This is a genomic window from Scandinavium hiltneri (assembly GCF_024764835.1).
GTDB classification, from domain to species: Bacteria; Pseudomonadota; Gammaproteobacteria; order Enterobacterales; family Enterobacteriaceae; genus Scandinavium; species Scandinavium hiltneri.
Map to the genome: position 1 here is coordinate 16223 of NZ_JALIGE010000071.1, position 23016 is coordinate 39238.

Annotated in this window: 21 protein-coding genes; 11 read left to right on the forward strand and 10 right to left on the reverse strand. The window is 55.6% G+C overall.

Annotated elements, in window-relative coordinates; translation table 11 throughout:
• The first annotated feature begins 235 nt into the window (after window positions 1-235).
• From yghU to MUU47_RS07335, 3 genes are all read left to right on the forward strand, one after another.
• The gene (gene yghU, locus MUU47_RS07325) at window positions 236-1102 is read left to right on the forward strand and encodes a glutathione-dependent disulfide-bond oxidoreductase (RefSeq protein WP_258987525.1); all 867 of its coding nucleotides are present in this window, start codon (window positions 236-238) and stop codon (window positions 1100-1102) included.
• Window positions 1103-1213: 111 nt separating this feature from the next.
• Window positions 1214-2236 carry a sensor domain-containing diguanylate cyclase gene (locus MUU47_RS07330; protein WP_258987526.1) on the forward strand — a complete coding sequence of 341 codons (1023 nt, stop codon included), beginning with the start codon at window positions 1214-1216 and terminating at the stop codon, window positions 2234-2236.
• Window positions 2237-2388: 152 nt separating this feature from the next.
• Entirely contained in the window at window positions 2389-3429 is a 1041-nt protein-coding gene (locus MUU47_RS07335) for an aldo/keto reductase (RefSeq protein WP_258987527.1), read from the forward strand.
• A gap of 62 nt (window positions 3430-3491) precedes the next feature.
• Here the strand turns inward: MUU47_RS07335 and MUU47_RS07340 are convergent, their stop codons facing one another.
• Window positions 3492-3995 carry an ESA_00282 family adhesion-associated protein gene (locus MUU47_RS07340; protein WP_258987528.1) on the reverse strand — a complete coding sequence of 168 codons (504 nt, stop codon included), beginning with the start codon at window positions 3993-3995 and terminating at the stop codon, window positions 3492-3494.
• Window positions 3996-4098: 103 nt separating this feature from the next.
• Between MUU47_RS07340 and MUU47_RS07345 the strand changes: the two genes are divergently transcribed.
• Together MUU47_RS07345 and MUU47_RS07350 are read left to right on the forward strand one after the other, a co-directional pair.
• Window positions 4099-4503, forward strand: coding sequence for a hypothetical protein (locus MUU47_RS07345; protein WP_258987529.1), 405 nt, complete (start codon window positions 4099-4101; stop codon window positions 4501-4503).
• A 2-nt stretch (window positions 4504-4505) separates the two neighbouring features.
• Window positions 4506-4937, forward strand: a complete 432-nt coding sequence (locus tag MUU47_RS07350; RefSeq protein ID WP_258987531.1) for a cytoplasmic protein — start codon at window positions 4506-4508, stop codon at window positions 4935-4937.
• Here MUU47_RS07350 and MUU47_RS07355 read toward each other — a convergent pair whose 3' ends face one another.
• From MUU47_RS07355 to exbB, 3 genes are all read right to left on the reverse strand, one after another.
• The gene (locus MUU47_RS07355; RefSeq protein ID WP_258987533.1) at window positions 4938-6392 is read right to left on the reverse strand and encodes a methyl-accepting chemotaxis protein; all 1455 of its coding nucleotides are present in this window, start codon (window positions 6390-6392) and stop codon (window positions 4938-4940) included.
• A gap of 227 nt (window positions 6393-6619) precedes the next feature.
• Complete coding sequence (exbD, locus tag MUU47_RS07360; protein ID WP_110512539.1) at window positions 6620-7048, reverse strand: TonB system transport protein ExbD; 429 nt, start codon at window positions 7046-7048, stop codon at window positions 6620-6622.
• A 6-nt stretch (window positions 7049-7054) separates the two neighbouring features.
• Window positions 7055-7786: a tol-pal system-associated acyl-CoA thioesterase gene (gene exbB / locus MUU47_RS07365; RefSeq protein WP_258987534.1), complete on the reverse strand. Its 732-nt coding sequence runs from the start codon at window positions 7784-7786 to the stop codon at window positions 7055-7057.
• 251 nt (window positions 7787-8037) lie between these two features.
• Here exbB and metC point away from each other — a divergent pair, with 251 nt between their 5' ends.
• Both metC and yghB read left to right on the forward strand, forming a co-directional pair.
• Window positions 8038-9225, forward strand: coding sequence for a cystathionine beta-lyase (gene metC / locus MUU47_RS07370; RefSeq protein WP_258987535.1), 1188 nt, complete (start codon window positions 8038-8040; stop codon window positions 9223-9225).
• A gap of 133 nt (window positions 9226-9358) precedes the next feature.
• Window positions 9359-10018, forward strand: a complete 660-nt coding sequence (gene yghB, locus MUU47_RS07375) for a DedA family general envelope maintenance protein YghB (protein WP_258987536.1) — start codon at window positions 9359-9361, stop codon at window positions 10016-10018.
• Window positions 10019-10061: 43 nt separating this feature from the next.
• Here the strand turns inward: yghB and MUU47_RS07380 are convergent, their stop codons facing one another.
• Window positions 10062-10961, reverse strand: a complete 900-nt coding sequence (locus MUU47_RS07380; protein WP_258987538.1) for an AraC family transcriptional regulator — start codon at window positions 10959-10961, stop codon at window positions 10062-10064.
• A 194-nt stretch (window positions 10962-11155) separates the two neighbouring features.
• Here MUU47_RS07380 and yqhD point away from each other — a divergent pair, with 194 nt between their 5' ends.
• Together yqhD and dkgA are read left to right on the forward strand one after the other, a co-directional pair.
• Window positions 11156-12319: an alcohol dehydrogenase gene (yqhD, locus tag MUU47_RS07385; RefSeq protein ID WP_258987539.1), complete on the forward strand. Its 1164-nt coding sequence runs from the start codon at window positions 11156-11158 to the stop codon at window positions 12317-12319.
• Between the two features lie 112 nt (window positions 12320-12431).
• Window positions 12432-13259, forward strand: a complete 828-nt coding sequence (gene dkgA / locus MUU47_RS07390) for a 2,5-didehydrogluconate reductase DkgA (protein WP_258987540.1) — start codon at window positions 12432-12434, stop codon at window positions 13257-13259.
• A 92-nt stretch (window positions 13260-13351) separates the two neighbouring features.
• On the opposite strand, the gene MUU47_RS07395 is transcribed toward dkgA, so the two are convergent.
• The 5 genes from MUU47_RS07395 to MUU47_RS07415 form a co-directional block, all read right to left on the reverse strand.
• Window positions 13352-15523 (reverse strand): YgiQ family radical SAM protein, encoded by a 2172-nt coding sequence (locus MUU47_RS07395; protein WP_258987541.1) that lies wholly within the window; start codon window positions 15521-15523, stop codon window positions 13352-13354.
• Between the two features lie 98 nt (window positions 15524-15621).
• A complete protein-coding gene (ftsP, locus tag MUU47_RS07400) occupies window positions 15622-17034 on the reverse strand; it encodes a cell division protein FtsP (RefSeq protein WP_258987542.1) in 1413 nt (470 codons plus the stop codon).
• A 105-nt stretch (window positions 17035-17139) separates the two neighbouring features.
• The gene (locus MUU47_RS07405) at window positions 17140-17880 is read right to left on the reverse strand and encodes a 1-acylglycerol-3-phosphate O-acyltransferase (RefSeq protein WP_258987543.1); all 741 of its coding nucleotides are present in this window, start codon (window positions 17878-17880) and stop codon (window positions 17140-17142) included.
• A gap of 155 nt (window positions 17881-18035) precedes the next feature.
• Window positions 18036-20294, reverse strand: coding sequence for a DNA topoisomerase IV subunit A (gene parC, locus MUU47_RS07410; RefSeq protein WP_258987544.1), 2259 nt, complete (start codon window positions 20292-20294; stop codon window positions 18036-18038).
• A 130-nt stretch (window positions 20295-20424) separates the two neighbouring features.
• A complete protein-coding gene (locus MUU47_RS07415) occupies window positions 20425-20835 on the reverse strand; it encodes a YgiW/YdeI family stress tolerance OB fold protein (RefSeq protein WP_258987545.1) in 411 nt (136 codons plus the stop codon).
• A 151-nt stretch (window positions 20836-20986) separates the two neighbouring features.
• Here MUU47_RS07415 and qseB point away from each other — a divergent pair, with 151 nt between their 5' ends.
• A complete protein-coding gene (gene qseB, locus MUU47_RS07420; protein ID WP_258987546.1) occupies window positions 20987-21646 on the forward strand; it encodes a quorum sensing response regulator transcription factor QseB in 660 nt (219 codons plus the stop codon).
• A complete protein-coding gene (qseC, locus tag MUU47_RS07425) occupies window positions 21647-22999 on the forward strand; it encodes a quorum sensing histidine kinase QseC (protein ID WP_258987547.1) in 1353 nt (450 codons plus the stop codon). It abuts the gene before it with no gap.
• Window positions 23000-23016 lie beyond the last annotated feature (17 nt).

The window sequence follows — 23016 nt, forward strand, 5'->3', positions numbered from 1 at the left end:
TATTAACTCCTTGCCATCATTATTATTGTCTGCCAACGGGCGCAGTTCAGCGCGCATATTGGAGCCTTTCCCACACGATTTGAAATGCGATTTTCGCTTAAGCTTATATCCGAAACGGTCTAAATAAGATGTTTTTAAAATAAGCCGTTAGCCCCATCACGACTCTGAATGCTAAAGCTCGGCTTTATCACCTGCTACACTCCGTGAATACTTCAAACAACAGGGTGGTTTTTGTATGTCTAAGAATGATTATCAACCTCCGAAAGTCTGGGAGTGGAAGCAAAACAACGGCGGCGCGTTCGCCAATATCAACCGTCCGGTTTCTGGCCCGACGCACGAGAAAGCCCTGCCGGTGGGCACGCACCCGCTGCAGCTTTATTCACTGGGCACGCCGAACGGGCAGAAAGTGACGATTATGCTCGAGGAGCTGCTGGCTCTCGGCGTGACAGGCGCGGAGTACGATGCGTGGATGATCCGCATTGGCGACGGCGATCAGTTCTCCAGCGGATTTGTCGACGTGAACCCGAACTCAAAAATTCCGGCACTGAGCGATCATTCAGTGAACCCGCCGCTGCGCGTGTTTGAATCCGGTTCGATCCTGCTGTATCTGGCGGAAAAATTTGGTCACTTCCTGCCAAAAGATCCGGCGGGCCGGACCGAAGCACTGAACTGGCTGTTCTGGCTGCAGGGCGCGGCCCCGCTCCTCGGCGGCGGATTTGGTCACTTCTATAACTACGCTCCGGTCAAAATTGAGTACGCCATCGACCGCTACGCCATGGAAGCCAAGCGTCAGCTCGACGTGCTGGATAAACAGCTGGCGCGCAGTCGCTATGTGGCGGGTGAGGAGTACACCATTGCCGATATGGCGATTTGGCCGTGGTACGGCAACGTGGTGCTGGGCGCGGTGTACAACGCGGCGGAATTCCTCGACGCAGAGAGCTACAAAAACGTGCTGCGCTGGGCGCAGGATGTGGGCAATCGTCCGGCGGTGAAACGCGGGCGCATCGTAAACCGCGCGCAAGGGCCGCTGAACGAGCAGCTGCATGAGCGTCACTCTGCCAGTGATTTCGATACCAACACCGAAGATAAACGTCAGGGTTAAGCCCTTCCCGTCGACCGGGCGTCATTGCCCGGTCACTTTTTTCTCACTGTATATTTACACGTCAATACATTATTAGTATGAATATGTCATCCTCTGGCATATGGCATCTAAATGTCTGAAATCGCCCTGAAACAACAGATCCAGAATCTGAAGAAGCATAACGCCCGGTTGCTACGCATTGCCCGTGATGCGAAAAGCAAGCTCAGTGCTGCGCTCGACGGCACCGGGCTCTGTTTATGGCAGCTGGATATTCCCAGCGGGAAATTAATTATTTTCAACCGCCGCTGGGGTGCGATGCTCGGCTACCAGCCGAAAGCCCTGAGCGCCCATTTTGACGTGTGGCGGGAACACCTGCACCCGGAAGACCGCCAGCAGGTGCTGGACGCGTTTTACAGTCATCTGGAAGGCAGAGCGCCCTATTACGAAGCCTTGCATCGGATGCAGCATAAAAACGGCACCATCACCTGGGTATTAGATCGCGGGCGCGTGAGCGAGTGGGATGATGACGGCAAACCGCTGAAGGTCACCGGCACCCACATCGACATGACCAAGGAGAAACAGTACGAGGAACAGCTCTCCCTGCTCGCCAATCACGACCCACTTACCGGGCTTGCCAATCGCCATGCGCTGTTAAAACACTTCGCGCAGATGCAGCGCGACGACGCCATGTGCGTGGCGTTTATCGATCTGGATGATTTTAAAGCGGTGAACGACCGGTTCGGCCATCGCTGCGGTGACGAGCTTCTTATTCAGCTAAGCAAGCGCCTGCGTGGCGCCTGTCCGCCGGGCAGCATCGTTGGGCGGCTGGGGGGTGATGAGTTTGTGCTGCTGCTGCCGTTTTCGCTCAACAGCCTCCTTATCTGGAGCACCGCGCACAACTGCCTGCGCGCGGCGTTGGCGCCGTTCGAACTGGTCAGCGGCACCGCCTCGGTGGGTGCATCGATAGGAATTAATGAAGTGCTGCGCGACGACGATTTCAACGACGCGTTGCTGCGGGCTGATATCTCGATGTATCAGATAAAACACACCGGCAAAAACGGCGCGGCCATTGGGCAGACGCTTATCTCCCTTTCAGGAGAAGAGTCGATGCCCGAAGCTCCGGTCAATCATGAAACTGCCCAACGCCGCCTCTGAGTTAGCCTCGCAAGCGAAGTCCTTCGCCGTCAGTCGGGTCATCGGGGTTCTCCTTATTAATCGCCAGCAGTGTGATCGCCCGAACTTACCGGAACATTTTCAGGCGCTAGTATAGAAACGTCGTTTCAAAATATAGACCAGAAGGAGCTTCCATGTCCTGGCTCGCCAGTTCCGAACGTTATCAACAGATGCAGTATCGCTATTGTGGCAACAGCGGGTTGCAGCTTCCCGCGTTGTCGCTGGGGTTGTGGCACAGTTTTGGTCACATTCAATCGCTCGATTCTCAGCGTGATCTGCTGCGTAAAGCCTTTGATTTAGGCATTACCCATTTTGACCTCGCCAACAACTACGGGCCGCCACCGGGCAGCGCCGAGGAGAACTTTGGTCGTCTGCTACGTGAAGATTTCGCCGCCTGGCGCGATGAACTGATTATCTCTACCAAAGCGGGATACGACATGTGGCCCGGCCCCTACGGCTCCGGCGGTTCGCGCAAGTATTTGCTGGCGAGCCTCGACCAAAGCCTGAAGCGTATGGGCCTGGAGTACGTCGACATTTTCTATTCTCACCGCGTCGATGAGAAAACGCCGATGGAAGAAACCGCCGCGGCGCTGGCTCAGGCGGTGCAGAGCGGCAAGGCGCTATATATCGGCATCTCGTCGTATTCCACCGAGCGCACTCAGCAAATGGTGGGTCTGCTGCGCGAGTGGAAAATCCCGCTACTGATTCATCAACCGTCGTACAACCTGCTGAACCGCTGGGTGGATAACACCGGGCTGTTGGATACGCTGGAAAATAACGGCGTCGGCTGCATTGCTTTTACGCCGCTGGCGCAGGGCCTGCTGACGGGTAAATACCTGAACGGGATCCCGGACGGGTCACGGATGCAGACCGAAGGCAAGAAAGCGCGCGGGCTGACGGAAAATATGCTCAGTGAGAGTAATTTGCAAAGCCTGCGTCTGCTGCAGGAAATGGCGCAGTCACGCGGACAAAGCATGGCGCAGATGGCGCTGAGCTGGCTGCTGAAGGATAACCGGGTGACGTCGGTGCTGATTGGCGCGAGCCGCCCGGAGCAGCTGGAGGAGAACGTTCAGGCGCTGAACAATCTCACCTTTACGCCGCAGGAGCTGGCACAGATTGACCAGCACGTGGCGGACGGACAGTTGAACCTTTGGCAGGCGTCGTCGGATAAGTAACGCGGGTTACTTCTCAACCGGTGCCGGGCGGTGCGTTGCTTGCCCGGCCTACAAGTTCCCCCCTACACTGCCAGTGGATCAACCTGTGGCCGCTGATACTCCGGCCACACCAGCGCCACCAGGTCCGGGTAAGCATTCAAACTAAATTCCCTAAAACACTGCTGCAGGTTCAACACGTCGAGGTCGCCCCGCGGAACTTTCTCCCCGTTAAGACAGCGCTTTTTTATATTGTCGTAATATTTGTACACTGCCGAATTGAGATCGCTGCAGCGCCGCTGGGCCTCAAATAAGCCCGTCGTAGCATTTAATTCGGTGATACTCATCCGCTTTATTGTGGCGTGAAGAAAATCAATATATTCATGATTTACCCGCCAGTACCATATCGGTGTTATTGCGTTCATGAGCATCGAAAAATGGTCTTCACCCTCTTCTTTACTCAGCAATTTCACCTGAACAGGCAGCGCTTTTTCTTCCACTACATCGTTTTTAAACAGACCAGAGATAACGCAAAGAATAACAACCGTCAGCAATAGCAGGGCTATCACGAAATAGATAATACTGTTCATGGTTGGCTCCATTTTTTTTGATTTTAAATTTACCCCATGATATTGTCAACGAACCTCACACCTTTATCGCCCTTATCCTGTTGAAACCAAAAGGAAATCAGGCATGATACCCGAGTCGCTGATTCCGGCCCGCTTTCACATTTCCGGCGCAGAGCAAAATACCGACGCAGCAGAAAATAACGCTGATTTAACTCAGGGGGAGATGACCCTCGGAAATATCGCCGCAGATATATTATCCGCGCCGGTTCGTCATGGCCAATCGCGCAATATGCTGCTGGAGGAGCGTGACCGCCATATTAAAGACCGGTTGTTTCAGGTGGTTAAAATAGAAGCGTTCGCTCGGGTTCTCAACGATCTGCAATTGGAAGGTGAAATAGACAGCCAGGAATTAAGTCAAATTATCGCCGAATACACCAACAAAATTAACGACGCCGGAAACGAAATTTGGCTTAATTTGATTACGTGCGAAAAATCAGCCCCTCTTTTTTATGATTTTCAGGCCGAATAAAAATGAAAGAGGGTGAAGATAATAACGTCTATTTGACTTTAGACGACAGAAACAGCGACGCCGTCATTCTGAAGCATAATCTTCAGGCGCTAAAAAATGAAAAAAATGCGGTGATTGAAGAGACAGCCAAAGCGCTGGTGTCGATTCCCGCAGCGCTGGTCCGTATGAAGTGGCAGTACCGCCGGGAGATTTACGCCTTCCAGGTGAAAGAAGAGATCTACGGTGCGGCACTGGCCGAGATTATGACCCGTAACCCGCAGCTAAAAGAGAAGATCCTCGCGCATATTGAAGCCAGCTATCAACATATTCTGGCCCGCGAAACCGCCACCTTACGCCTGACGCGCAAACTCGCCGACGGCAACTGCCGTACCGCCAGCGTCAATATTGTGGCGCCGGACGAAAACCTCCTGACGCCCGCCGCCAAAAAAGCCTGATTACACCAGCCTGAACACGGAAATCGCGGTTTTCAGCTCGCCGGTTTGTCGCTGTTGCTGCTGCGCCACCTGCATGGTCTGCGCCACGTGCTGTAGGTTTTCCTGCACGCTGGCGTCGATGCTGGCAATGCTGCCACCTACCTGCAAAATGGTGGCGCGCTGCTGATCGCTCATCATCGCCAGCGCTTCCACCAGGCTGTGCAAGCTCTCGATACTGCCAATCATCACCTGCATGGTCATTCCGGCCTGCTCCACCTGGCTCGATCCCCGTTGCGTGCTTTCCACCGAGGCGGCAATCAGCTGACGAATGTCCTTGGCCGCACTTTCACAGCGCAGCGCCAGCGTCCGCACTTCCGCCGCAACGACGGCAAAGCCTTTGCCGTGCACGCCCGCACGCGCGGCTTCGACCGAGGCATTGAGCGACAGAATGTTGGTCTGGAATGCGATGCCATCAATCAGTTCCAGAATGCCGTTTATACGCAGCGATTCATCCCGAATGTGCACCATCGACGCCATCGCCGCGCGGATATTTTCCCCGCCCTGCTGCGCCACGTCGCTGGCCTTGAGCGCCAGCCCTCTCGCCTCGCTGGCCATTTCACTGGTTTGCGCCGCCACACCCAGCAGCTGGGACATCGCGCTGGCCGCCACCGCCAGCGACTGCGCCTGATTGTCGGTGCGCTCCGACAGCGCGGTGTTGCGCTGTAAAAGCGTCTGCGCATCGTCGAGCAGCTGCGTCACACCGTGAGTGACCTGTTCGAGCGTGCTGCGCATGGTGCCTAAGGTCAGGCTAAACGTTCGGGCAAATGACGAGTGGCTGGCCTGCGCATCCTGCGTGAGAGTCAAAATCCCCGGCTCGCGGTTGATTACCGATGCCAGTTTGGCCACTTCGCTGGCGGAGCGCGCGTCCTGCGCCATCCGCAGCGCCATCAGCACCAGAATGATGGTTTGCGCCACCACGAAAATACCGTGGGTGATAACCATATGCAGCCCCGGCCCCATCGCAAAAACCACCACCCCGAACAGCCCATCAGCCTGCAAATAGTTGAAGACCAGATGATGCAGGGCAATCACCGCCGCCCCCATCACCAGCGGCTTCCAGTCGCGCCAGGCGAGCAGCGCCGAGAGCAGCACGAACACAGAGAAATGGTATTCCGTTTCTCCGCCGCCGAGCTGGATAAGCAGCGCGGAAAAGGCCATCAGAATGAAAGCGAATAACAGACGCGTCACCAGTTTGCCTGACAACAGAACGCAGGCCAGCGTGGCGATTGCCGCCAGCAGGCTACCGGCAATGAGCGCGGTGCCGGTCTGCGCCGTTAGCAGGCCAATCGTCAGGCAGATGGCCCACAGGATCCAGACCAGCGCCAGCATCAGGCGGTCGGCCCGCTGACGAATGGCGGTGAGAGAAATGAGGTCACGAGAAGAGGAAGCTGTGCTGAGTAAAGACGCCAGGGCCATAATGAACTCCCATGCTGTGCAGGTGGTGTTTTGCCCCGTGTTCACGGTGCTTTTTTATGGTGTGCCTGAATAAGCGTAGAGAGGTTTGTCACGCCTGCCAGTGACGATCAACAAAAAAGCGGGCGGCGTACAGAAGAGAAAAAAACAGGATATATCAGCGAGTTATCGATTTTACTTAGGGCATAAAAAAACCGGCGCGAGGCCGGTTTTTTCATTAATGATGCTGCTTATTTTTTCGCGGCGGCGTGTTCTTCACCGACCAGGCCGATTTTCAGATATCCCGCCTGATGCAGAGTATCCATCACCTTCATCATCGTCTCGTAGTTTACGGTTTTATCCGCACGGAAGAAGATGGTGGTGTCTTTCTTGCCTTCGGTCAGCGTGTTAATCGCATTCACCATGGTGTCGTCGGTTACCGGATCGTTGCCGAGGAACATGGTGTTATCCGCTTTCACCGACAGGTAAACCGGCTTTTCCGGACGCGGCTGCGGCTGGCTGGAGGACGCCGGCAGATTCACTTTCACATCAACGGTCGCCAGCGGAGCCGCCACCATGAAGATGATCAGCAGTACCAACATGACGTCGATAAACGGCGTCACGTTGATTTCATGCATTTCGCCGTTATCGTCCAGATTTTCGTTTAGACGCATTGCCATTGGCTATCACCCTACCCGTAATTTCTGGGCGGTACGCACCGGCTGAGCGCCGCTGTTATTGAGGTCGAGGTCACGACTTTGCAGCAGCAGAACCTGCGCCGCCACATCACCGAGCAGCGCTTTGTGGCTGCCAATCATGCGGGCGAAAATGTTGTAGATAACCACGGCAGGGATTGCGGCGAACAGGCCAATGGCGGTCGCCAACAGCGCTTCTGCGATACCCGGCGCGACAACGGCCAGGTTAGTGGTCTGCGTCTGGGCGATACCGATGAAGCTGTTCATGATGCCCCATACGGTGCCGAACAGACCGATAAACGGTGAAATCGCACCGATTGTTGCCAGATAACCGTTACCACGGCCCATATGACGACCGGCAGCAGCGACGCGGCGCTCCAGACGGAAACCGGTACGTTCTTTAATACCTTCGTTGTCTTCGGCACCTTCAGAAAGTTCCAGTTCGTTCTGCGCTTCGTTCAGCAACTGAAGGCTAAGGCTTTTCGCCGGGAAAGCGGCGGCAATTTCGCTGGCCTGATTCAAAGAGCGGGCTTCACCCAGCTGCTGCTGCTCACGCTTGAGGCGACGTTTTTGCGACAGCAGTTCGGTACTTTTGCTGAAGAAGATTGCCCAGGTGACAACCGATGCCAGAATCAGGCCGATCATGACCACCTTAACTACGATGTCGGCATGATGATACATGCCCCAAACGGAGAGATCCGCCTGCATCAAATTATTACCCACTCTGTATCTCCAGGATCTAAATCACAAAATCTGCTCGTAATAATATCAAAACGCCGTCGAATTGATAGTCGTTCTCATTACTATTTACATATTGACGCAATCATCGCTAACTTTCATTGCGCTCACGCAGTAAAAAAGGTGCTTTGGTATATTCTGGCAAAATTTTCTGCTTAATCTGTTCGCACAAGGTACAACCCGAAACAATCATGTTAGTTTAGACGTCCAGACGTATAAAAACAGGTGACAAAAACATGTCCAAAAAACAACTTGATACCGTGCTGGTGAATGCTGGCCGCAGTAAAAAATACACCCAAGGTTCGGTGAACAGCGTGATTCAGCGCGCGTCATCCCTCGTTTTCGAGACCGTTGAAGCCAAGAAGCAGGCCACCCGCAACCGCGCCAAAGGCGAGCTGTTTTATGGTCGTCGTGGCACCCTGACCCATTTCTCTTTACAGGAAGCGATGTGCGAACTGGAAGGCGGTGCCGGTTGCGCTCTGTTCCCGTGCGGCGCGGCTGCGGTTGCCAACACGATTCTGGCGTTTGTCGAACAGGGCGATCACGTGCTGATGACCAACAGCGCCTACGAACCTAGCCAGGATTTCTGCACAAAAATTCTCGCCAAACTCGGCGTCACCACCGGCTGGTTCGACCCGCTTATTGGCGCCGGAATTGCCGACCTGATTCAGCCCAACACCAAAGTGGTGTTCCTGGAATCCCCGGGCTCCGTCACCATGGAAGTGCATGACGTTCCGGCCATTGTCAGCGCTGTACGCAGTAAAGCGCCTGACGCCATCATCATGATCGATAACACCTGGGCCGCGGGCGTGCTGTTTAAAGCCCTCGAATTTGATATCGATATTTCGATTCAGGCCGCCACCAAATACCTGATTGGTCATTCCGATGGCATGATTGGCACCGCCGTTTCCAATGCTCGCTGCTGGGACCAGCTGCGCGAAAACGCCTATCTGATGGGGCAAATGGCTGATGCCGATACCGCGTATATGACCAGTCGTGGCTTGCGTACGCTCGGCGTGCGTCTGCGTCAGCATCACGAAAGCAGCCTGAAAATTGCCGAATGGCTGGCTGAGCATCCGCAGGTTGAACGCGTCAATCACCCGGCACTACCGGGCAGTAAAGGTCATGAGTTCTGGAAACGAGACTTTACGGGCAGCAGCGGCCTGTTCTCCTTCGTGCTCAAAAAGCGCCTGAACGATAGCGAGCTGGCGGCGTATCTCGATAACTTTACGCTGTTCAGCATGGCCTATTCCTGGGGCGGCTTCGAGTCGCTTATCCTGCCGACGCAGCCAGAACAGCTGGCGGACATCCGCCCCAACGGCAAGCCCGACTTCAGCGGTACGCTGATTCGTTTGCACATTGGTTTAGAGAATGTTGACGATCTTCTTGTGGATTTATCGGCCGGTTTCGAGCGCATCGTGTAAAGTGGCAACCTGATGGACACAATTTCAGACAGTCCCTGCAAAAACTGCCGGAATTGTTGCGCCTGGGATCAAGGCATCCCGGGCGATTCAGGAGTACAATACACTCAGAAAATGTCAGTCCACAGGAAAGTCCATGGTTGTTATCCAGGAGATTGCCGCCGCACTCTGGCAGCATGATTTTGCCGCGCTGGCGGATCCCCACGTTGTGGGTGTTGTTTATCTGGTGATGTTCGCCACGCTGTTTTTAGAAAACGGTCTGCTGCCCGCGTCCTTCTTGCCGGGAGATAGCCTGTTGCTGCTCGCCGGTGCGCTGATCGCCAAAGGCGTGATGGATTTTGTGCCGACACTCGCCATTCTGACCGCTGCCGCCAGTCTCGGCTGCTGGCTGAGCTATATTCAGGGCCGCTGGCTTGGCAACACCAAAGTGGTGAAAGGCTGGCTGGCGCAGCTGCCGGACAAATATCACGACCGCGCAACCTGCATGTTTGACCGCCACGGGCTGCTGGCGCTGCTTGCCGGGCGTTTCCTGGCATTCGTTCGAACCCTGCTGCCAACAATGGCAGGCATTTCCGGTTTGTCTAACCGTCGCTTCCAGATTTTCAACTGGCTAAGCGCCGTGCTGTGGGTCGGTGTGGTGACGGGCTTCGGCTATGCGCTGAGCATGATCCCATTCGTTAAACGCCACGAAGATCAGGTGATGACGTTCCTGATGATCCTGCCAATTTTCCTGCTGGTTGTGGGTTTACTGGGCACGGTGATTGTGGTGATTAAAAAGAAATATTGTAGCGCCTGATTCTCCCCCTCACCCTTACCCTCTCTCCGTGGGAGAGGGTAAACTACGTCCCCTGCATTCCCCGAATACGCGCCGCATCTTCGCCCGGCGTGATCCCGAAGTAACGCTTAAACTCACGACTGAACTGCGAAGGGCTTTCGTATCCCACTTTTATTGCCGCCGTGCTGGCCTTCAGGCCGTCATGCACCATCATCATTCGCGCTTTGTGCAGCCGATAGGATTTCAGATATTGCAGCGGCGAGGTGCTGGTCACTGACTTAAAGTTGTGATGAAACGCCGAAACGCTCATGTTGGCTTCCGCTGCCAGCTGGTCAACGCTGAGGTTTTCGGTGTACTGGCTCTCAATCCGTTTCAGCACCCGGCTAATCAGGCTGAAATGCGTCTGGCGGCTGACCAGCGCCAGCAGCGCGCCGCCGCGTGGCCCCATCAGCACGTGATACAGCATTTCACGGATGATCTGTTTGCCGAGAATACGCGCATCCATCGGGTGCTCCATCACATCAAGCAGACGCTCGGCGGCACAGAGGATTTCATCGGATAGCGTGGCAGAGTTAATCCCGCTGGCGGCCATCGAAGGCTGAAACAGCTCGTCCTCACCGATGTCCATCAGCAGCTCCTGCAATTGCAGAATATCGACATTCAGACGCAGACCCGCCAGCGGCACTTCCGGCGTGGCGAAGGTTTCGCATTCAAACGGCAATGGCACCGTCAACAGCAGGTATTCCGTGGCGTCATAGCGGAAAACGCGCTCATTAATGTGGCCTATTTTATGGCCGGAAAAGAGGAATACGATGCCCGGCTGGTACATCACCGGCGTGCGGGTTCCCGGCTGCGTGCCGTACAACAGGCGAATATCCGGCAACAGATGAATGAGTTTTTCTTCATTATTTTTCAGCTGCTTAATTTTCTCCGTCAGCAGCAGACAGGTCTCTTCACGGTTCATTTTTAGCGATATCCGGGACGTATTTCGATGGATGTATTGTGGACAAGAATATTCATATTCTCCAGCACGCAGGAGAAATGGGCAATACATAGACAGGAATGTGCATTGAGACAAACAGCCTACAGGACCACAATACACGCCATCAGGTAGCCCTGTCGCTACCGTCTTTTTCACCCGTTATGAAGGGAAAACCTATGTTTAATTTCAATCTGCACACTCCAACGCGTATTTTATTCGGTAAAGGTGCTATCACAGAACTGCGGGCGCAAATCCCGGTAGATGCTCGCGTCCTCGTCACGTACGGCGGCGGCAGTGTCAAAAAAACCGGCGTGCTGGACCAGGTCATGACCGCGCTTGACGGCCTCAACGTGCTGGAGTTTGGCGGTATCGAGCCAAACCCATCTTATGAAACACTGATGAACGCCGTGAAAATTGCCCGCGAAGAAAAAATCACTTTCCTGCTGGCCGTGGGCGGTGGTTCCGTACTCGACGGCACCAAATTCATCGCCGCGGCTGCGCAGTATGCTGACGGCGTTGACCCGTGGGAAATCCTGCAAACCGGCGGCAGCAAAATTGAAAGTGCTATCCCGATGGGCTCCGTGCTGACGCTGCCTGCGACCGGTTCTGAATCCAATATGGGTGCGGTAATTTCTCGCAAAACCACCGGCGACAAACAGGCGTTCATGAACCCGAACGTGCAGCCAGTCTTCGCCATTCTTGATCCGGTGTACACCTACACCCTGCCACCGCGTCAGGTCGCAAACGGCGTGGTGGATGCCTTCATTCACACCGTTGAGCAGTACGTGACCTACCCGGTTAACGCCAAAATTCAGGACCGCTTCGCCGAAGGCATTCTGCTGACGCTGGTGGAAGAAGGCCCGAAAGCGCTGAAAGAGCCAGAAAACTACGACGTGCGCGCCAACGTGATGTGGGCGGCGACTCAGGCGCTGAACGGTCTGATTGGCGCTGGCGTGCCGCAGGACTGGGCAACGCATATGCTCGGCCATGAGCTGACTGCAATGCACGGCCTGGATCATGCTCAGACGCTGGCGGTTGTTCTGCCTGCTTTGTGGAATGAAAAACGCGACACCAAACGCGCCAAACTGCTGCAATACGCAGAACGCGTATGGAACATTACTGAAGGTTCTGAAGATGCCCGCATTGATGCCGCCATTGCTGCGACTCGCGAGTTCTTCGACGCGATGGGTGTGCCGACGCGCCTGTCCGGCTACGGTCTGGACGGCAGCACTATCCCTGCGCTGCTGAAAAAACTGGAAGAGCACGGCATGACGCAAATCGGTGAAAATCAGGATATTACTCTCGACGTGAGCCGTCGCATTTACGAAGCGGCACGCTAAGGGTTTTTCCGCTCAACCTTTCGTTTTCTCGTATTTCGTCCAGACTTAATGCTACTACTTCACCGGAGCGCTCACCGCGCTCGGGTGAATTTAACCTAGGGAGAAATGCAGCATGACACATCCAACCGTAATCAAACTCAATGACGGCAACATCATGCCACAACTGGGTCTCGGCGTGTGGAAAGCAGGCAACGAGGAAGTGGTTACCGCCATTCATAAGGCGCTGGAGGTCGGCTATCGCTCTATCGATACCGCCGCCGCGTATAAAAATGAAGATGGCGTAGGTAAAGCACTCGCCAGTGCAGGCGTCGCGCGCGATGAGCTGTTCATTACCACCAAGCTGTGGAATGACGATCAGAAACGTCCGGCAGAAGCACTCCAGGAAAGTCTCGATAAACTGCAGCTCGATTATGTCGATCTATATCTGATGCACTGGCCGGTCCCGGCTATCGATCATTACGTTGAAGCCTGGCGTGGGATGATTGAACTGCAAAAACAGGGTCTGGTGAAAAGCATCGGCGTGTGTAATTTCCAGGTGAGCCACCTGCAACGCCTGATTGATGAAACCGGCGTCTCGCCAGTCATTAACCAGATTGAACTTCATCCTCTGATGCAGCAGCGTCAATTGCATTCCTGGAACGCGACACACAAGATCCAGACCGAGTCGTGGAGCCCGCTGGCACAGGGCGGCGAAGGGGTTTTCGATCAGACTATTATTCGCCATCTGGCGGAGAAATACGGCAAGACACCGGCCCAGATTGTGATTCGCTGGCATCTGGATAGTGGACTGGTGGTCATCCCGAAATCCGTTACGCCAACGCGTATTGCGGAAAACTTCGACGTATGGGATTTCCGTCTGGATAAAGACGAACTGGGTGAGATTGCGAAGCTGGACCAGGCGAAACGGCTCGGGCCGGACCCGGATCAGTTCGGTGGTTAACGCCTTTTGTGGAGATGCCGGATGGCGCTAACGCTTATCCGGCCTACGGTGTTGTAGGCCCGATAAGCGCAAGCGCCACCGGGCAAATCGGTTTAACGCCCCGCAACTTTTCCGCGTTTTTTATTCGCAGCTGGCGTCTGACGCTGATGCGCCACCGCCGTGTGCTTGGTCAACGCCGGACGCGTGTGACGGTTCTGTCGACGCGCTTCCCGCATTTCTTCGAGTGTCGGGGATGGCACCAGACATTCACGGCGTCCGCCAATCAAATGCTTTTTACCCATCGCTTCCAGCGCCTGACGAATCATCGGCCAGTTAGCCGGATCGTGATAGCGCAGCAGCGCTTTGTGCAGACGACGCTGTTTGTCGCCCTTCGGCACCGCGATATCTTCGCTCTTATAACCAATCTTACCCAGCGGGTTTTTACCGGTGTAATACATGGTGGTCGAGTTGGCGAGCGGCGACGGGTAGAAGTTCTGCACCTGATCGAGACGGAAGCGGTTCTTCTTCAGCCACAGCGCCAGGTTAACCATATCTTCGTCAGTGGTGCCCGGGTGCGCAGAAATGAAGTAAGGGATCAGATACTGCTCTTTCCCGGCCTGTTTCGAATAGGTGTCAAACAGCTCTTTAAAGCGGTCATAACTTCCCATTCCCGGTTTCATCATCTTCGACAGCGGGCCTTCTTCGGTATGCTCCGGCGCAATCTTCAGATAACCACCGACGTGATGGGTCGCCAGCTCTTTGATATAGCGCGGATCTTCTACCGCGATGTCATAGCGCACGCCGGAAGCGATGAGGATCTTTTTGACGCCGTCCAGCTCGCGGGCGCGGCGATACAGATTGATCGTCGGCTCGTGGTTGGTGTCCATGTGTTTACAGATATCAGGGTAAACACAGGACAGGCGGCGACAGGTCTGCTCGGCGCGCGGTGATTTGCAGCGCAGCATGTACATGTTGGCGGTCGGGCCACCAAGATCGGAAATAATACCGGTAAAACCTGGCACAGTGTCGCGAATGGCTTCGATCTCGTTGATGATCGAATCTTCGGAACGGCTCTGAATAATGCGCCCTTCGTGCTCGGTTATCGAACAGAAGGAACAGCCACCAAAGCAGCCGCGCATGATGTTGATCGAGAAGCGGATCATCTCGTAAGCCGGGATGCGGCTGTCGCCGTACGCCGGATGCGGGATACGCTGGTATGGCAGTGCAAACACACTGTCCATCTCTTCGGTGGAAAGCGGGATAGCCGGTGGGTTCAGCCAGATGTAGCGATCGCCATGTTTTTGCATCAGCGCGCGGGCACAGCCCGGGTTGGTTTCATGATGCAGAATACGTGAGGCATGCGCATACAGTACTTTGTCGCCTTTTACTTTCTCGTAAGAAGGCAGCAGCACGTAAGTTTTTTCCCATGGCTTTGGCTTCGGCGGCTGCACGGTAATGGCTTTGGCTTCTGCCTTTTTCGGCGCAACAGGTTTGTTGTCGGCACACGGTAAATCTTCACCGTAAGGATGTGGGATCGGGTCGATTTTTCCCGGCGTGTCGAGACGAGTGGAATCCACGCCACTCCAGCCTGGCAGAGCTTCTTTCACCATGATCGCAGTGTTACGCACGTCACGAATATCGGACACCTGTTCGCCCATTGAGAGGCGATGCGCAACTTCCACCAGTGGTCGTTCACCGTTGCCGAAAATCAGCATGTCGGCTTTGGAATCCACCAGCACTGAACGACGCACGGTATCAGACCAGTAATCGTAATGCGCGGAGCGACGCAGGCTCGCTTCGATCCCGCCAAGGATAACCGGCACGTCTTTCCAGGCTTCTTTACAGCGTTGGGTGTAAACCAGGGTCGCGCGATCCGGTCGTTTGCCCGCGACGTTATCTGGCGTATACGCATCGTCGTGACGCAGTTTACGGTCGGCGGTATAGCGGTTAATCATGGAATCCATGTTGCCCGCGGTGACGCCAAAGAACAGATTCGGTTTGCCCAGACGCATGAAGTCGTCTTTGCTGTTCCAGTCTGGCTGGGAGATGATCCCCACGCGGAAGCCCTGAGCTTCCAGCATGCGTCCGCAGATGGCCATCCCGAAGCTCGGGTGATCGACGTACGCGTCGCCCGTCACCATGATGATGTCGCAGCTATCCCAGCCAAGTTGATCCATCTCTTCCCGAGACATCGGTAAAAATGGCGCGGGGCCAAAACAGGCCGCCCAATACTGCGGCCAGGAGAAGAGGGAGCGATCCGGTTGGATCAGGGAAATTGCGCTCATAGTGCTTCCGGGTGGTTAAAAAGGGTGCAAAAGGCGGGGATTATACGCTGAATTGATGCAAAAAATGAAGGGGCATATGTCCCCCTTCATCGTGTGGATTACGGCGCAGGATTCACCAGCATCTGGCCAATCGATCCGCGGTCGGCGAGTTCCAGCGTCTGGCTGGCAAACTGGAACGGGAAGTGTGGCCACGACGGCTGGCCGTAATACACCAACAGCTCAACCTGACCGTCTATCCACACCGTATCTTTCCAGCCGCGATCTTCTGGGAATGGCATCGCGCCGTTCACGTTGCGGATCTGGAATATCACCCCTTCAATATGGAACGATTGCGGGCTATCGGCGCGAAGCGTCCAGCGCTCCCACGATCCCTGCTGTGCCGTGACGTCAATGCGCTGCGGGTCCCACAGCTGACCATTGATGCCCGGATCGTCGCCAAGTGTAAAATCGCGGCTGCGGATAGGTGTGCCGGTCATGATTTCTTCAGGCAGCAGGCGCATCGGCAGGCTGTCGGTGACCAGCGGCAACAGACCGGTTGGGCGCAGCGTCAGCACCAGGGTCGAAATCAGAATGCTCGACGGCTCAAAGAAGCCGCGAATGCGGTCCACAATGCCCGCCGCTTCACCGCAGGTGATCGACACTTCGTCCCCGTTGGTCATGTCGACCAGAATTTCACGGCGCTCGCCCGGTGCCAGCGACAGCTGCTTCACCGAAACGGGTGCAGGCAGGAATCCCTGATCGCCGGAAATCACGTGCAGCGCGCGACCGTCGCTCATTTGCAGCAGGTAACGGCGAGAGTTTGACGCGTTCAGCAAACGCAATCGTACCCAGCCGCGAGACACTTCGACGTACGGGCTTTGCGCACCGTTGACCATCAGCGTATCGCCCACAAAGCCACCGCTGCCCGGTTCGCTGTACTCCGCCGCGCCAAAATTATCGAGACGCTTGTCCTGAATAATGACCGGGAAATCGTCTACGCCGTAGTGGTTCGGAATAGGTAAGGATTTACTCACTTCATCTTCAACCAGCCACATGCCCGCGAGGCCGTTATAGACCTGCTCTGCCGTATGGTTCGGCGTATTGGCCTGATACCACAAGGTGGCGGCGTTTTGGCGAATAGGCAGCACCGGGGCCCAATCGGCATTCGGCGACATCATGCGCGCCGCGCCGCCAATCAACGGACCTGGCACCTGCAGACCACGGATGGTCATCGCCACGTTTTCCGTCAGACGGTTGCTGTAAATCAGTTTGACGTCATCACCATTCCACACACGGATAGTCGGCCCGAGATAGCGCCCATTGATGCCCCAGACCGGGGCACGCGTGCCCTGGGTAAATGACCAGTGCGCACGTTGCAGGGTTAAAAACAGAGGCTGTCCACGACGGGATTCAAGCAATGGGGGAACTGGCAACGCTGGCTGCTGGCCTGCCGCATTTGCCCTCAGTGGCACTGCGCCAGCACAAAGCGCTACTCCTGATGCCTGAATAAATTGACGCCGACTGAGTGACATATTAACTCCATGAAACTGACTATAAAACAGAGGGAAACCGTTCCCAAACAGTGGTCACTTGCAATTGCACCATGTCGTAAACGGCATGGCGGCTCGCAGTGACGCTTATTTTTTCTTTTTCGCCGCTTCGCGTTCGGCAACTTCCAGGTCAAGCTCGGCGATTTTCGCCTTCATGACTTCACGGCAATGCGTCGCAAGTTCACGCACCTGATCTTTGCCGTAGCGGCTGGTATCAATCGGTTGCAGCATTTCGACGATAACCAGACCGTTATTGATACGGTTCAGGTTAATTTTATTCGAGGTATTAGAAACACACACCGGAATAATTGGGACGCCAGCAGCAATTGCAGCATGGAACGCACCGGTCTTAAACGGCAGCAGGCCACGGCCACGGCTGCGGGTGCCTTCCGGGAACATCCAGAACGAAATCTTACGTTTCTGGAAAGCATTAACCACTTCGGCGATGGTGCCGTGTGCTTTTGAGCGATTGTTACGGTCGATCAGCAGGTTGCCTGTCAGCCAGTACAGCAGGCCGAAAAACGGAACCCATAACAGGCTTTTCTTTCCGACGGTAACCGTCGGCGGGACGACGATATTCGCCGCCGTCACCATGTCGTAGTTATTTTGATGGTTGCCGATATAAATGGCATTACCAAAGTTTTCATACCCTTCCGGCAGACGTTTTTCGACTTTCAGGCCCAAAACCGGGGCCAGTCGGCCAAACAAATGGCCAAACGTCGCAACGTGCTTCGGATTACGTGGGCTAAACAGACAATAAACACAGCCAAGAATGCATACCAGAATGCAATAAATGACAACGATGATTGCGCGAAAAATCAATAGCATAGCTACCTCTGAAATCCTGACCGCTTAGAATTATATACCGGTCAGGGGATGTGACTTGCAGAACCTTTATTAGGGTATTGTTAATCGCAACGCACGAATTAACAACGGTTTGCCGCAAATTTTACAGCCCCTTCCGGAGAGAAGGGGCAACGGGATTACTCTTCGCTGTCGCCCGCGCTGGCACGCAGTGGAGAATCAATGTCGATCCGATCGATTTTTTGCAGACCGCGCATCAGCGTGCCGCGATGACCGCGTTCGCCAGTGACTTTCTGCAGTTCTTCCGGACGCAGTTTGATTTTCCGCTTACCAACGTGAATGGTCAGCGTGCTCTGCGGTGGCAGGATGTAGAGATGCGCCAGGCCATCAGCGCCCTTCGCTGCATCTGCGGACGGAATACCGATGATCTTATTACCCTTACCTTTCGACAACTGCGGCAAATCGCTCAGTGGGAACATCAACATGCGTCCCGCCAGAGTAATAGCCAGCAGCATGTCGGACTCATCCTCAATCACCAGCGGCGGCATGACCTGCGCATTTTCTGGCAGCGTGATGAGCGCTTTACCTGCGCGATTACGCGCCACTAAATCGTTGAAGGTACAGACGAAACCGTAACCGGCGTCGGACGCCATCAGCAGTTTTTGATCGTCGTTTCCCATCAGCATATGATTGACGGTCGCACCCGGCGGCAGCGTCAGCTTGCCGGTCAGCGGCTCGCCCTGCCCACGCGCGGACGGCATCGAAATCGGGTCGACGGCGTAGCTGCGTCCGGTGGTATCAATAAACACCACCGGCTGGTTGCTCTTGCCCTTCGCCGACGCTTTCCAGCTGTCGCCCGCTTTGTAGCTCAGTCCCTTCGCATCGATGTCGTGGCCTTTGGCGCTACGCACCCAGCCGCTCTGCGACAGCACAATCGTGACCGGCTCAGACGGCAGCATGTCGTGTTCGTTCATGGCCTTCGCTTCTTCGCGCTCACGCAGCGGAGAACGGCGATCGTCGCCAAACGCTTCGGCATCAGCCTGAAGCTCTTTCTTCAGCAGGTTGCTCATCTTGCGCTCGGACGCAAGGATCGACTGAATGTGATCGCGCTCTTTTTCGAGGTCGTTTTGCTCACCGCGAATTTTCACCTCTTCCAGCTTAGCGAGGTGGCGCAATTTCAGTTCGAGGATCGCTTCAGCCTGCGTTTCGCTGATGCCAAAACGCGACATCAGCGCCGGTTTCGGCTCATCTTCATGACGAATGATTTCGATCACTTCGTCGATATTGAGGAACGCCACCAGCAAACCTTCGAGGATATGCAGGCGCTTGAGCACTTTCTCCAGACGGTAATTCAGGCGACGGCTGACGGTATCGCGGCGGAAGGCCAGCCATTCGGTGAGGATCTCCAGCAGGTTTTTCACCTGTGGACGGTTATCCAGACCGATCATGTTCATGTTAATGCGGTAGCTTTTTTCCAGATCGGTGGTGGCAAACAGGTGGTTCATCACCTGTTCCATATCCACACGGTTGGAGCGTGGCACGATAACCAGACGGGTTGGGTTTTCGTGATCGGATTCGTCGCGCAGGTCGTCGACCATCGGCAGTTTTTTATTGCGCATCTGGCTGGCGATTTGCTCCAGCACGCGCGCACCGGACACCTGATGCGGCAGCGCAGTAATGACCACCGCGCCGTCTTCTTTTTTCCACACCGCACGCATACGCACGGAGCCGCGGCCGGTCTGGTAAATTTTACGGATATCGGCGCGAGGCGTGATGATTTCTGCTTCAGTCGGATAATCCGGGCCCTGCACGATATCGAGCAGTTGGTCGAGGGTGGTTTTCGGCTGTTCAATCAGCGTAATCGCCGCTTTCGCCACTTCACGAACATTATGCGGCGGAATATCCGTCGCCATCCCCACCGCAATCCCGGTGGTGCCGTTCAGCAGAATATTCGGCAAACGCGCAGGTAACATGCGCGGCTCTTGCAGCGTGCCATCGAAGTTTGGCAGCCAGTCAACGGTGCCCTGCCCCAGCTCGCCCAGCAGCACTTCGGCATACTTCGACAGGCGGGACTCGGTATAACGCATGGCGGCGAAGGACTTCGGATCGTCCGGCGCACCCCAGTTCCCCTGGCCGTCGACCAGCGGGTAACGATAGGAGAACGGCTGTGCCATCAGCACCATCGCTTCATAACAGGCGCTGTCGCCGTGCGGGTGATATTTACCCAGCACGTCACCGACCGTACGGGCGGATTTCTTGAACTTGGCGCTGGCGCTCAGCCCCAGCTCTGACATTGCGTAAACAATGCGGCGCTGTACCGGTTTCAGGCCGTCGCCGATAAACGGCAATGCGCGGTCCATGATGACGTACATGGAGTAGTCAAGGTACGCTTTTTCCGTAAACTCATGTAGCGCAAGGCGCTCTGCCATATCGCTCATTAACTGTGATTCCTCAACGATTTCGCCCGGCCATAGAAGGGGGCAATATTGCCGCAGATAGTACCTTATCTGGCGCGCTGAGTCACAGGGGATACGCAGTTTTGCCGCCACGGACGCGGCGGCACGGGCGTTACTTGCTGACTTTGTTGACCTGCTTCACGTCGATTTCGACAGAGTTCCAGTCTTTATCGACTTCCCCCTGAATCTCCACCACGTCCTGCGGGGTGACGGTCACGCCGTTCCAGCGCTTGTGGTCGATATCCACGTTCACCGTGCCGGTGGAATCTTTGAAGGTGTAAAGGTCATCGGAAATACGCTCTACGATATTCCCACGCAGCGTCACCCACGCATCGTCGCGCAGGGATTTGGCTTTTTCGACGGTGGTGACGCTACCGTTTGGCCCGATAAATCCGCCGTTCTGGCTGGTCTGGGCCGCTGTTGGGGTCGCACCTGGACCCGAAAAACCTCCCTGAGTATTCGCCGCAAACACTGGGGCTGACATCAAGGCCACAATGGCCGCTATCGCTAATGTCTTTTTCATCACAATCTCTCCTTTTGAGTGGACTCTGAAACCCATTAAACAGCACAAAACTTAACGATTTCTTAAGGGGGAAAAAGATTATTTTTTGCTGTACAGCACCGCTTCGCGCGGGTTTACTGACGTTTAATGTCGGTTAAAACGGGGCGAAAGGATGCGAATTTTACTGGTAGAAGACGATAAGCTGATTGGCGACGGTTTGAAGGCAGGGCTGGTCAAAATGGGCTTTACGCTCGACTGGTTTACGCGTGGCGAAGAAGGCAAAGCGGCGCTGTTTACCGCGCCCTATGACGCGGTGATCCTGGGTTTGACGCTGCCGGGCATCGACGGTCTGGAAATCCTGCGTGAATGGCGCGCCGATGGCCGCAAAGAACCGGTGCTGATCCTCACTGCCCGCGACGCGCTCGCCCAGCGTGTAGAAGGCCTGCGCGCAGGTGCCGACGATTACCTGTGCAAGCCGTTCGCCCTGATTGAAGTCGCCGCCCGGCTGGAGGCGCTGATTCGTCGCGTACACGGCCAGGCCAGCAACGCCCTGTGCCACGGCGCGGTGACGCTCAACCCCGACAGCCTGACCGCCTTCCTGAACGATGAACCGCTGACGCTCAAACCGAAAGAATTCGCGCTACTGGAACTGCTGATGCGCAACGCCGGGCGCGTTCTGCCGCGTAAACTCATCGAAGAGAAGCTGTATAACTGGGACGACGACGTCTCCAGCAACGCCGTGGAAGTTCACGTCCACCATTTGCGCCGCAAGCTCGGCACCCCGTTTATCCGCACGGTACACGGTATCGGCTACACCCTGGGCGAACAATAAATGAGATTTCTGCGCCACATGAGTCTGCGTCTGCACCTGACGCTGCTGTTTATCGTGCTGACGCTGGTGGCCTGGAGCTGCGCCAGCTTCATCGCCTGGCAGCAAACCACCCATAAGCTCGACAAGCTGTTTGATACCCAGCAGATGCTGTTCGCCAAGCGCCTGAGCGCAATGGATTTCAACGAGCTGCACTTCACCTCGCCACAGCTGCGCACCAAAAAGAAGATTAAGCACGGGCATCTCGACGACGACGCGCTGGCGTTCGCCATTTTTACCACCGACGGGCGGATGGTGCTGAACGACGGCGATAACGGGCAGGACATTCCCTACCACTATCGCCGCGAAGGTTTCGATGATGGTCGCATTAATAATGACGACGACGAATGGCGTTTATTGTGGATAACCACCGCCGATGAAAAATACCGGATCGTAGTCGGCCAGGAGTGGGATTACCGCCAGGAAATGGCGCTGGATATCATCACTTCACAGCTTGCGCCGTGGCTGGTGGCGCTGCCGCTGATGGTACTGCTGCTGATTTTGCTGCTCGGCCGCGAGCTCGCGCCGCTGAAAAAACTGACCCGCACCCTGCGCAGCCGCACACCCGGCTCCGATGAACAGCTTGATACCACCGGCGTGCCGGGCGAAGTCCGTCCGCTGGTTGATGCCCTGAACCAGTTGTTTATCCGCTCGCATGAGATGATTATCCGCGAGCGACGCTTTACCTCCGATGCCGCCCACGAACTGCGCAGTCCGCTCACCGCCCTGAAGGTGCAAACGGAAGTGGCGCAGATGTCGATGGACGATCCGCAGAGCCGGGAGAAAGCGCTGTCGCAGCTGCATTTTGGTATCGACCGGGCCACGCGTCTGGTGGAACAATTGCTGACGCTGTCGCGCCTGGATTCCCTCGCCGGGCTGGATGATGTCGAGCAGATTTTGCTGGCCGACCTGCTGCAATCGGCGGTGATGGATATTTACCACCCGGCGCACCAGGCGGGCATCGAGCTGCGCCTGCATGTGAATGCGCCTGACGTGACGCGCAAAGGCCAGGCGCTGCTGTTAAGCCTGCTGGTACGCAACCTGCTGGATAACGCCGTGCGGTACAGCCCGCGCGGCAGCACGGTGGATGTCACGCTCGACGCCCATAACGTTACCGTACGTGATAACGGGCCGGGGATTAACGCCGACGCCCTCGCCCGTATTGGCGAGCGTTTTTACCGACCACCTGGGCAGGATGAACCCGGCAGCGGCCTCGGGTTATCCATCGTACAGCGCATCGCCGCCCTGCATCAGATGACCGTTGTTTTCAGCAATGCTCCGGAAGGCGGGTTCGTCGCCCGCGTAAACTGGCAGTAGTATTATTGCTAAAATCG

Coding starts and splice junctions, on each gene's coding strand:
- yghU (WP_258987525.1), top strand. CDS start 236: ATGTCTAAGAATGATTATCAACCTCCGAAAGTCTGGGAGTGGAAGCAA.
- MUU47_RS07330 (WP_258987526.1), top strand. CDS start 1,214: ATGTCTGAAATCGCCCTGAAACAACAGATCCAGAATCTGAAGAAGCAT.
- MUU47_RS07335 (WP_258987527.1), top strand. CDS start 2,389: ATGTCCTGGCTCGCCAGTTCCGAACGTTATCAACAGATGCAGTATCGC.
- MUU47_RS07340 (WP_258987528.1), bottom strand. CDS start 3,995: ATGAACAGTATTATCTATTTCGTGATAGCCCTGCTATTGCTGACGGTT.
- MUU47_RS07345 (WP_258987529.1), top strand. CDS start 4,099: ATGATACCCGAGTCGCTGATTCCGGCCCGCTTTCACATTTCCGGCGCA.
- MUU47_RS07350 (WP_258987531.1), top strand. CDS start 4,506: ATGAAAGAGGGTGAAGATAATAACGTCTATTTGACTTTAGACGACAGA.
- MUU47_RS07355 (WP_258987533.1), bottom strand. CDS start 6,392: ATGGCCCTGGCGTCTTTACTCAGCACAGCTTCCTCTTCTCGTGACCTC.
- exbD (WP_110512539.1), bottom strand. CDS start 7,048: ATGGCAATGCGTCTAAACGAAAATCTGGACGATAACGGCGAAATGCAT.
- metC (WP_258987535.1), top strand. CDS start 8,038: ATGTCCAAAAAACAACTTGATACCGTGCTGGTGAATGCTGGCCGCAGT.
- yghB (WP_258987536.1), top strand. CDS start 9,359: ATGGTTGTTATCCAGGAGATTGCCGCCGCACTCTGGCAGCATGATTTT.
- MUU47_RS07380 (WP_258987538.1), bottom strand. CDS start 10,961: ATGAACCGTGAAGAGACCTGTCTGCTGCTGACGGAGAAAATTAAGCAG.
- yqhD (WP_258987539.1), top strand. CDS start 11,156: ATGTTTAATTTCAATCTGCACACTCCAACGCGTATTTTATTCGGTAAA.
- dkgA (WP_258987540.1), top strand. CDS start 12,432: ATGACACATCCAACCGTAATCAAACTCAATGACGGCAACATCATGCCA.
- MUU47_RS07395 (WP_258987541.1), bottom strand. CDS start 15,523: ATGAGCGCAATTTCCCTGATCCAACCGGATCGCTCCCTCTTCTCCTGG.
- ftsP (WP_258987542.1), bottom strand. CDS start 17,034: ATGTCACTCAGTCGGCGTCAATTTATTCAGGCATCAGGAGTAGCGCTT.
- MUU47_RS07405 (WP_258987543.1), bottom strand. CDS start 17,880: ATGCTATTGATTTTTCGCGCAATCATCGTTGTCATTTATTGCATTCTG.
- parC (WP_258987544.1), bottom strand. CDS start 20,294: ATGAGCGATATGGCAGAGCGCCTTGCGCTACATGAGTTTACGGAAAAA.
- MUU47_RS07415 (WP_258987545.1), bottom strand. CDS start 20,835: ATGAAAAAGACATTAGCGATAGCGGCCATTGTGGCCTTGATGTCAGCC.
- qseB (WP_258987546.1), top strand. CDS start 20,987: ATGCGAATTTTACTGGTAGAAGACGATAAGCTGATTGGCGACGGTTTG.
- qseC (WP_258987547.1), top strand. CDS start 21,647: ATGAGATTTCTGCGCCACATGAGTCTGCGTCTGCACCTGACGCTGCTG.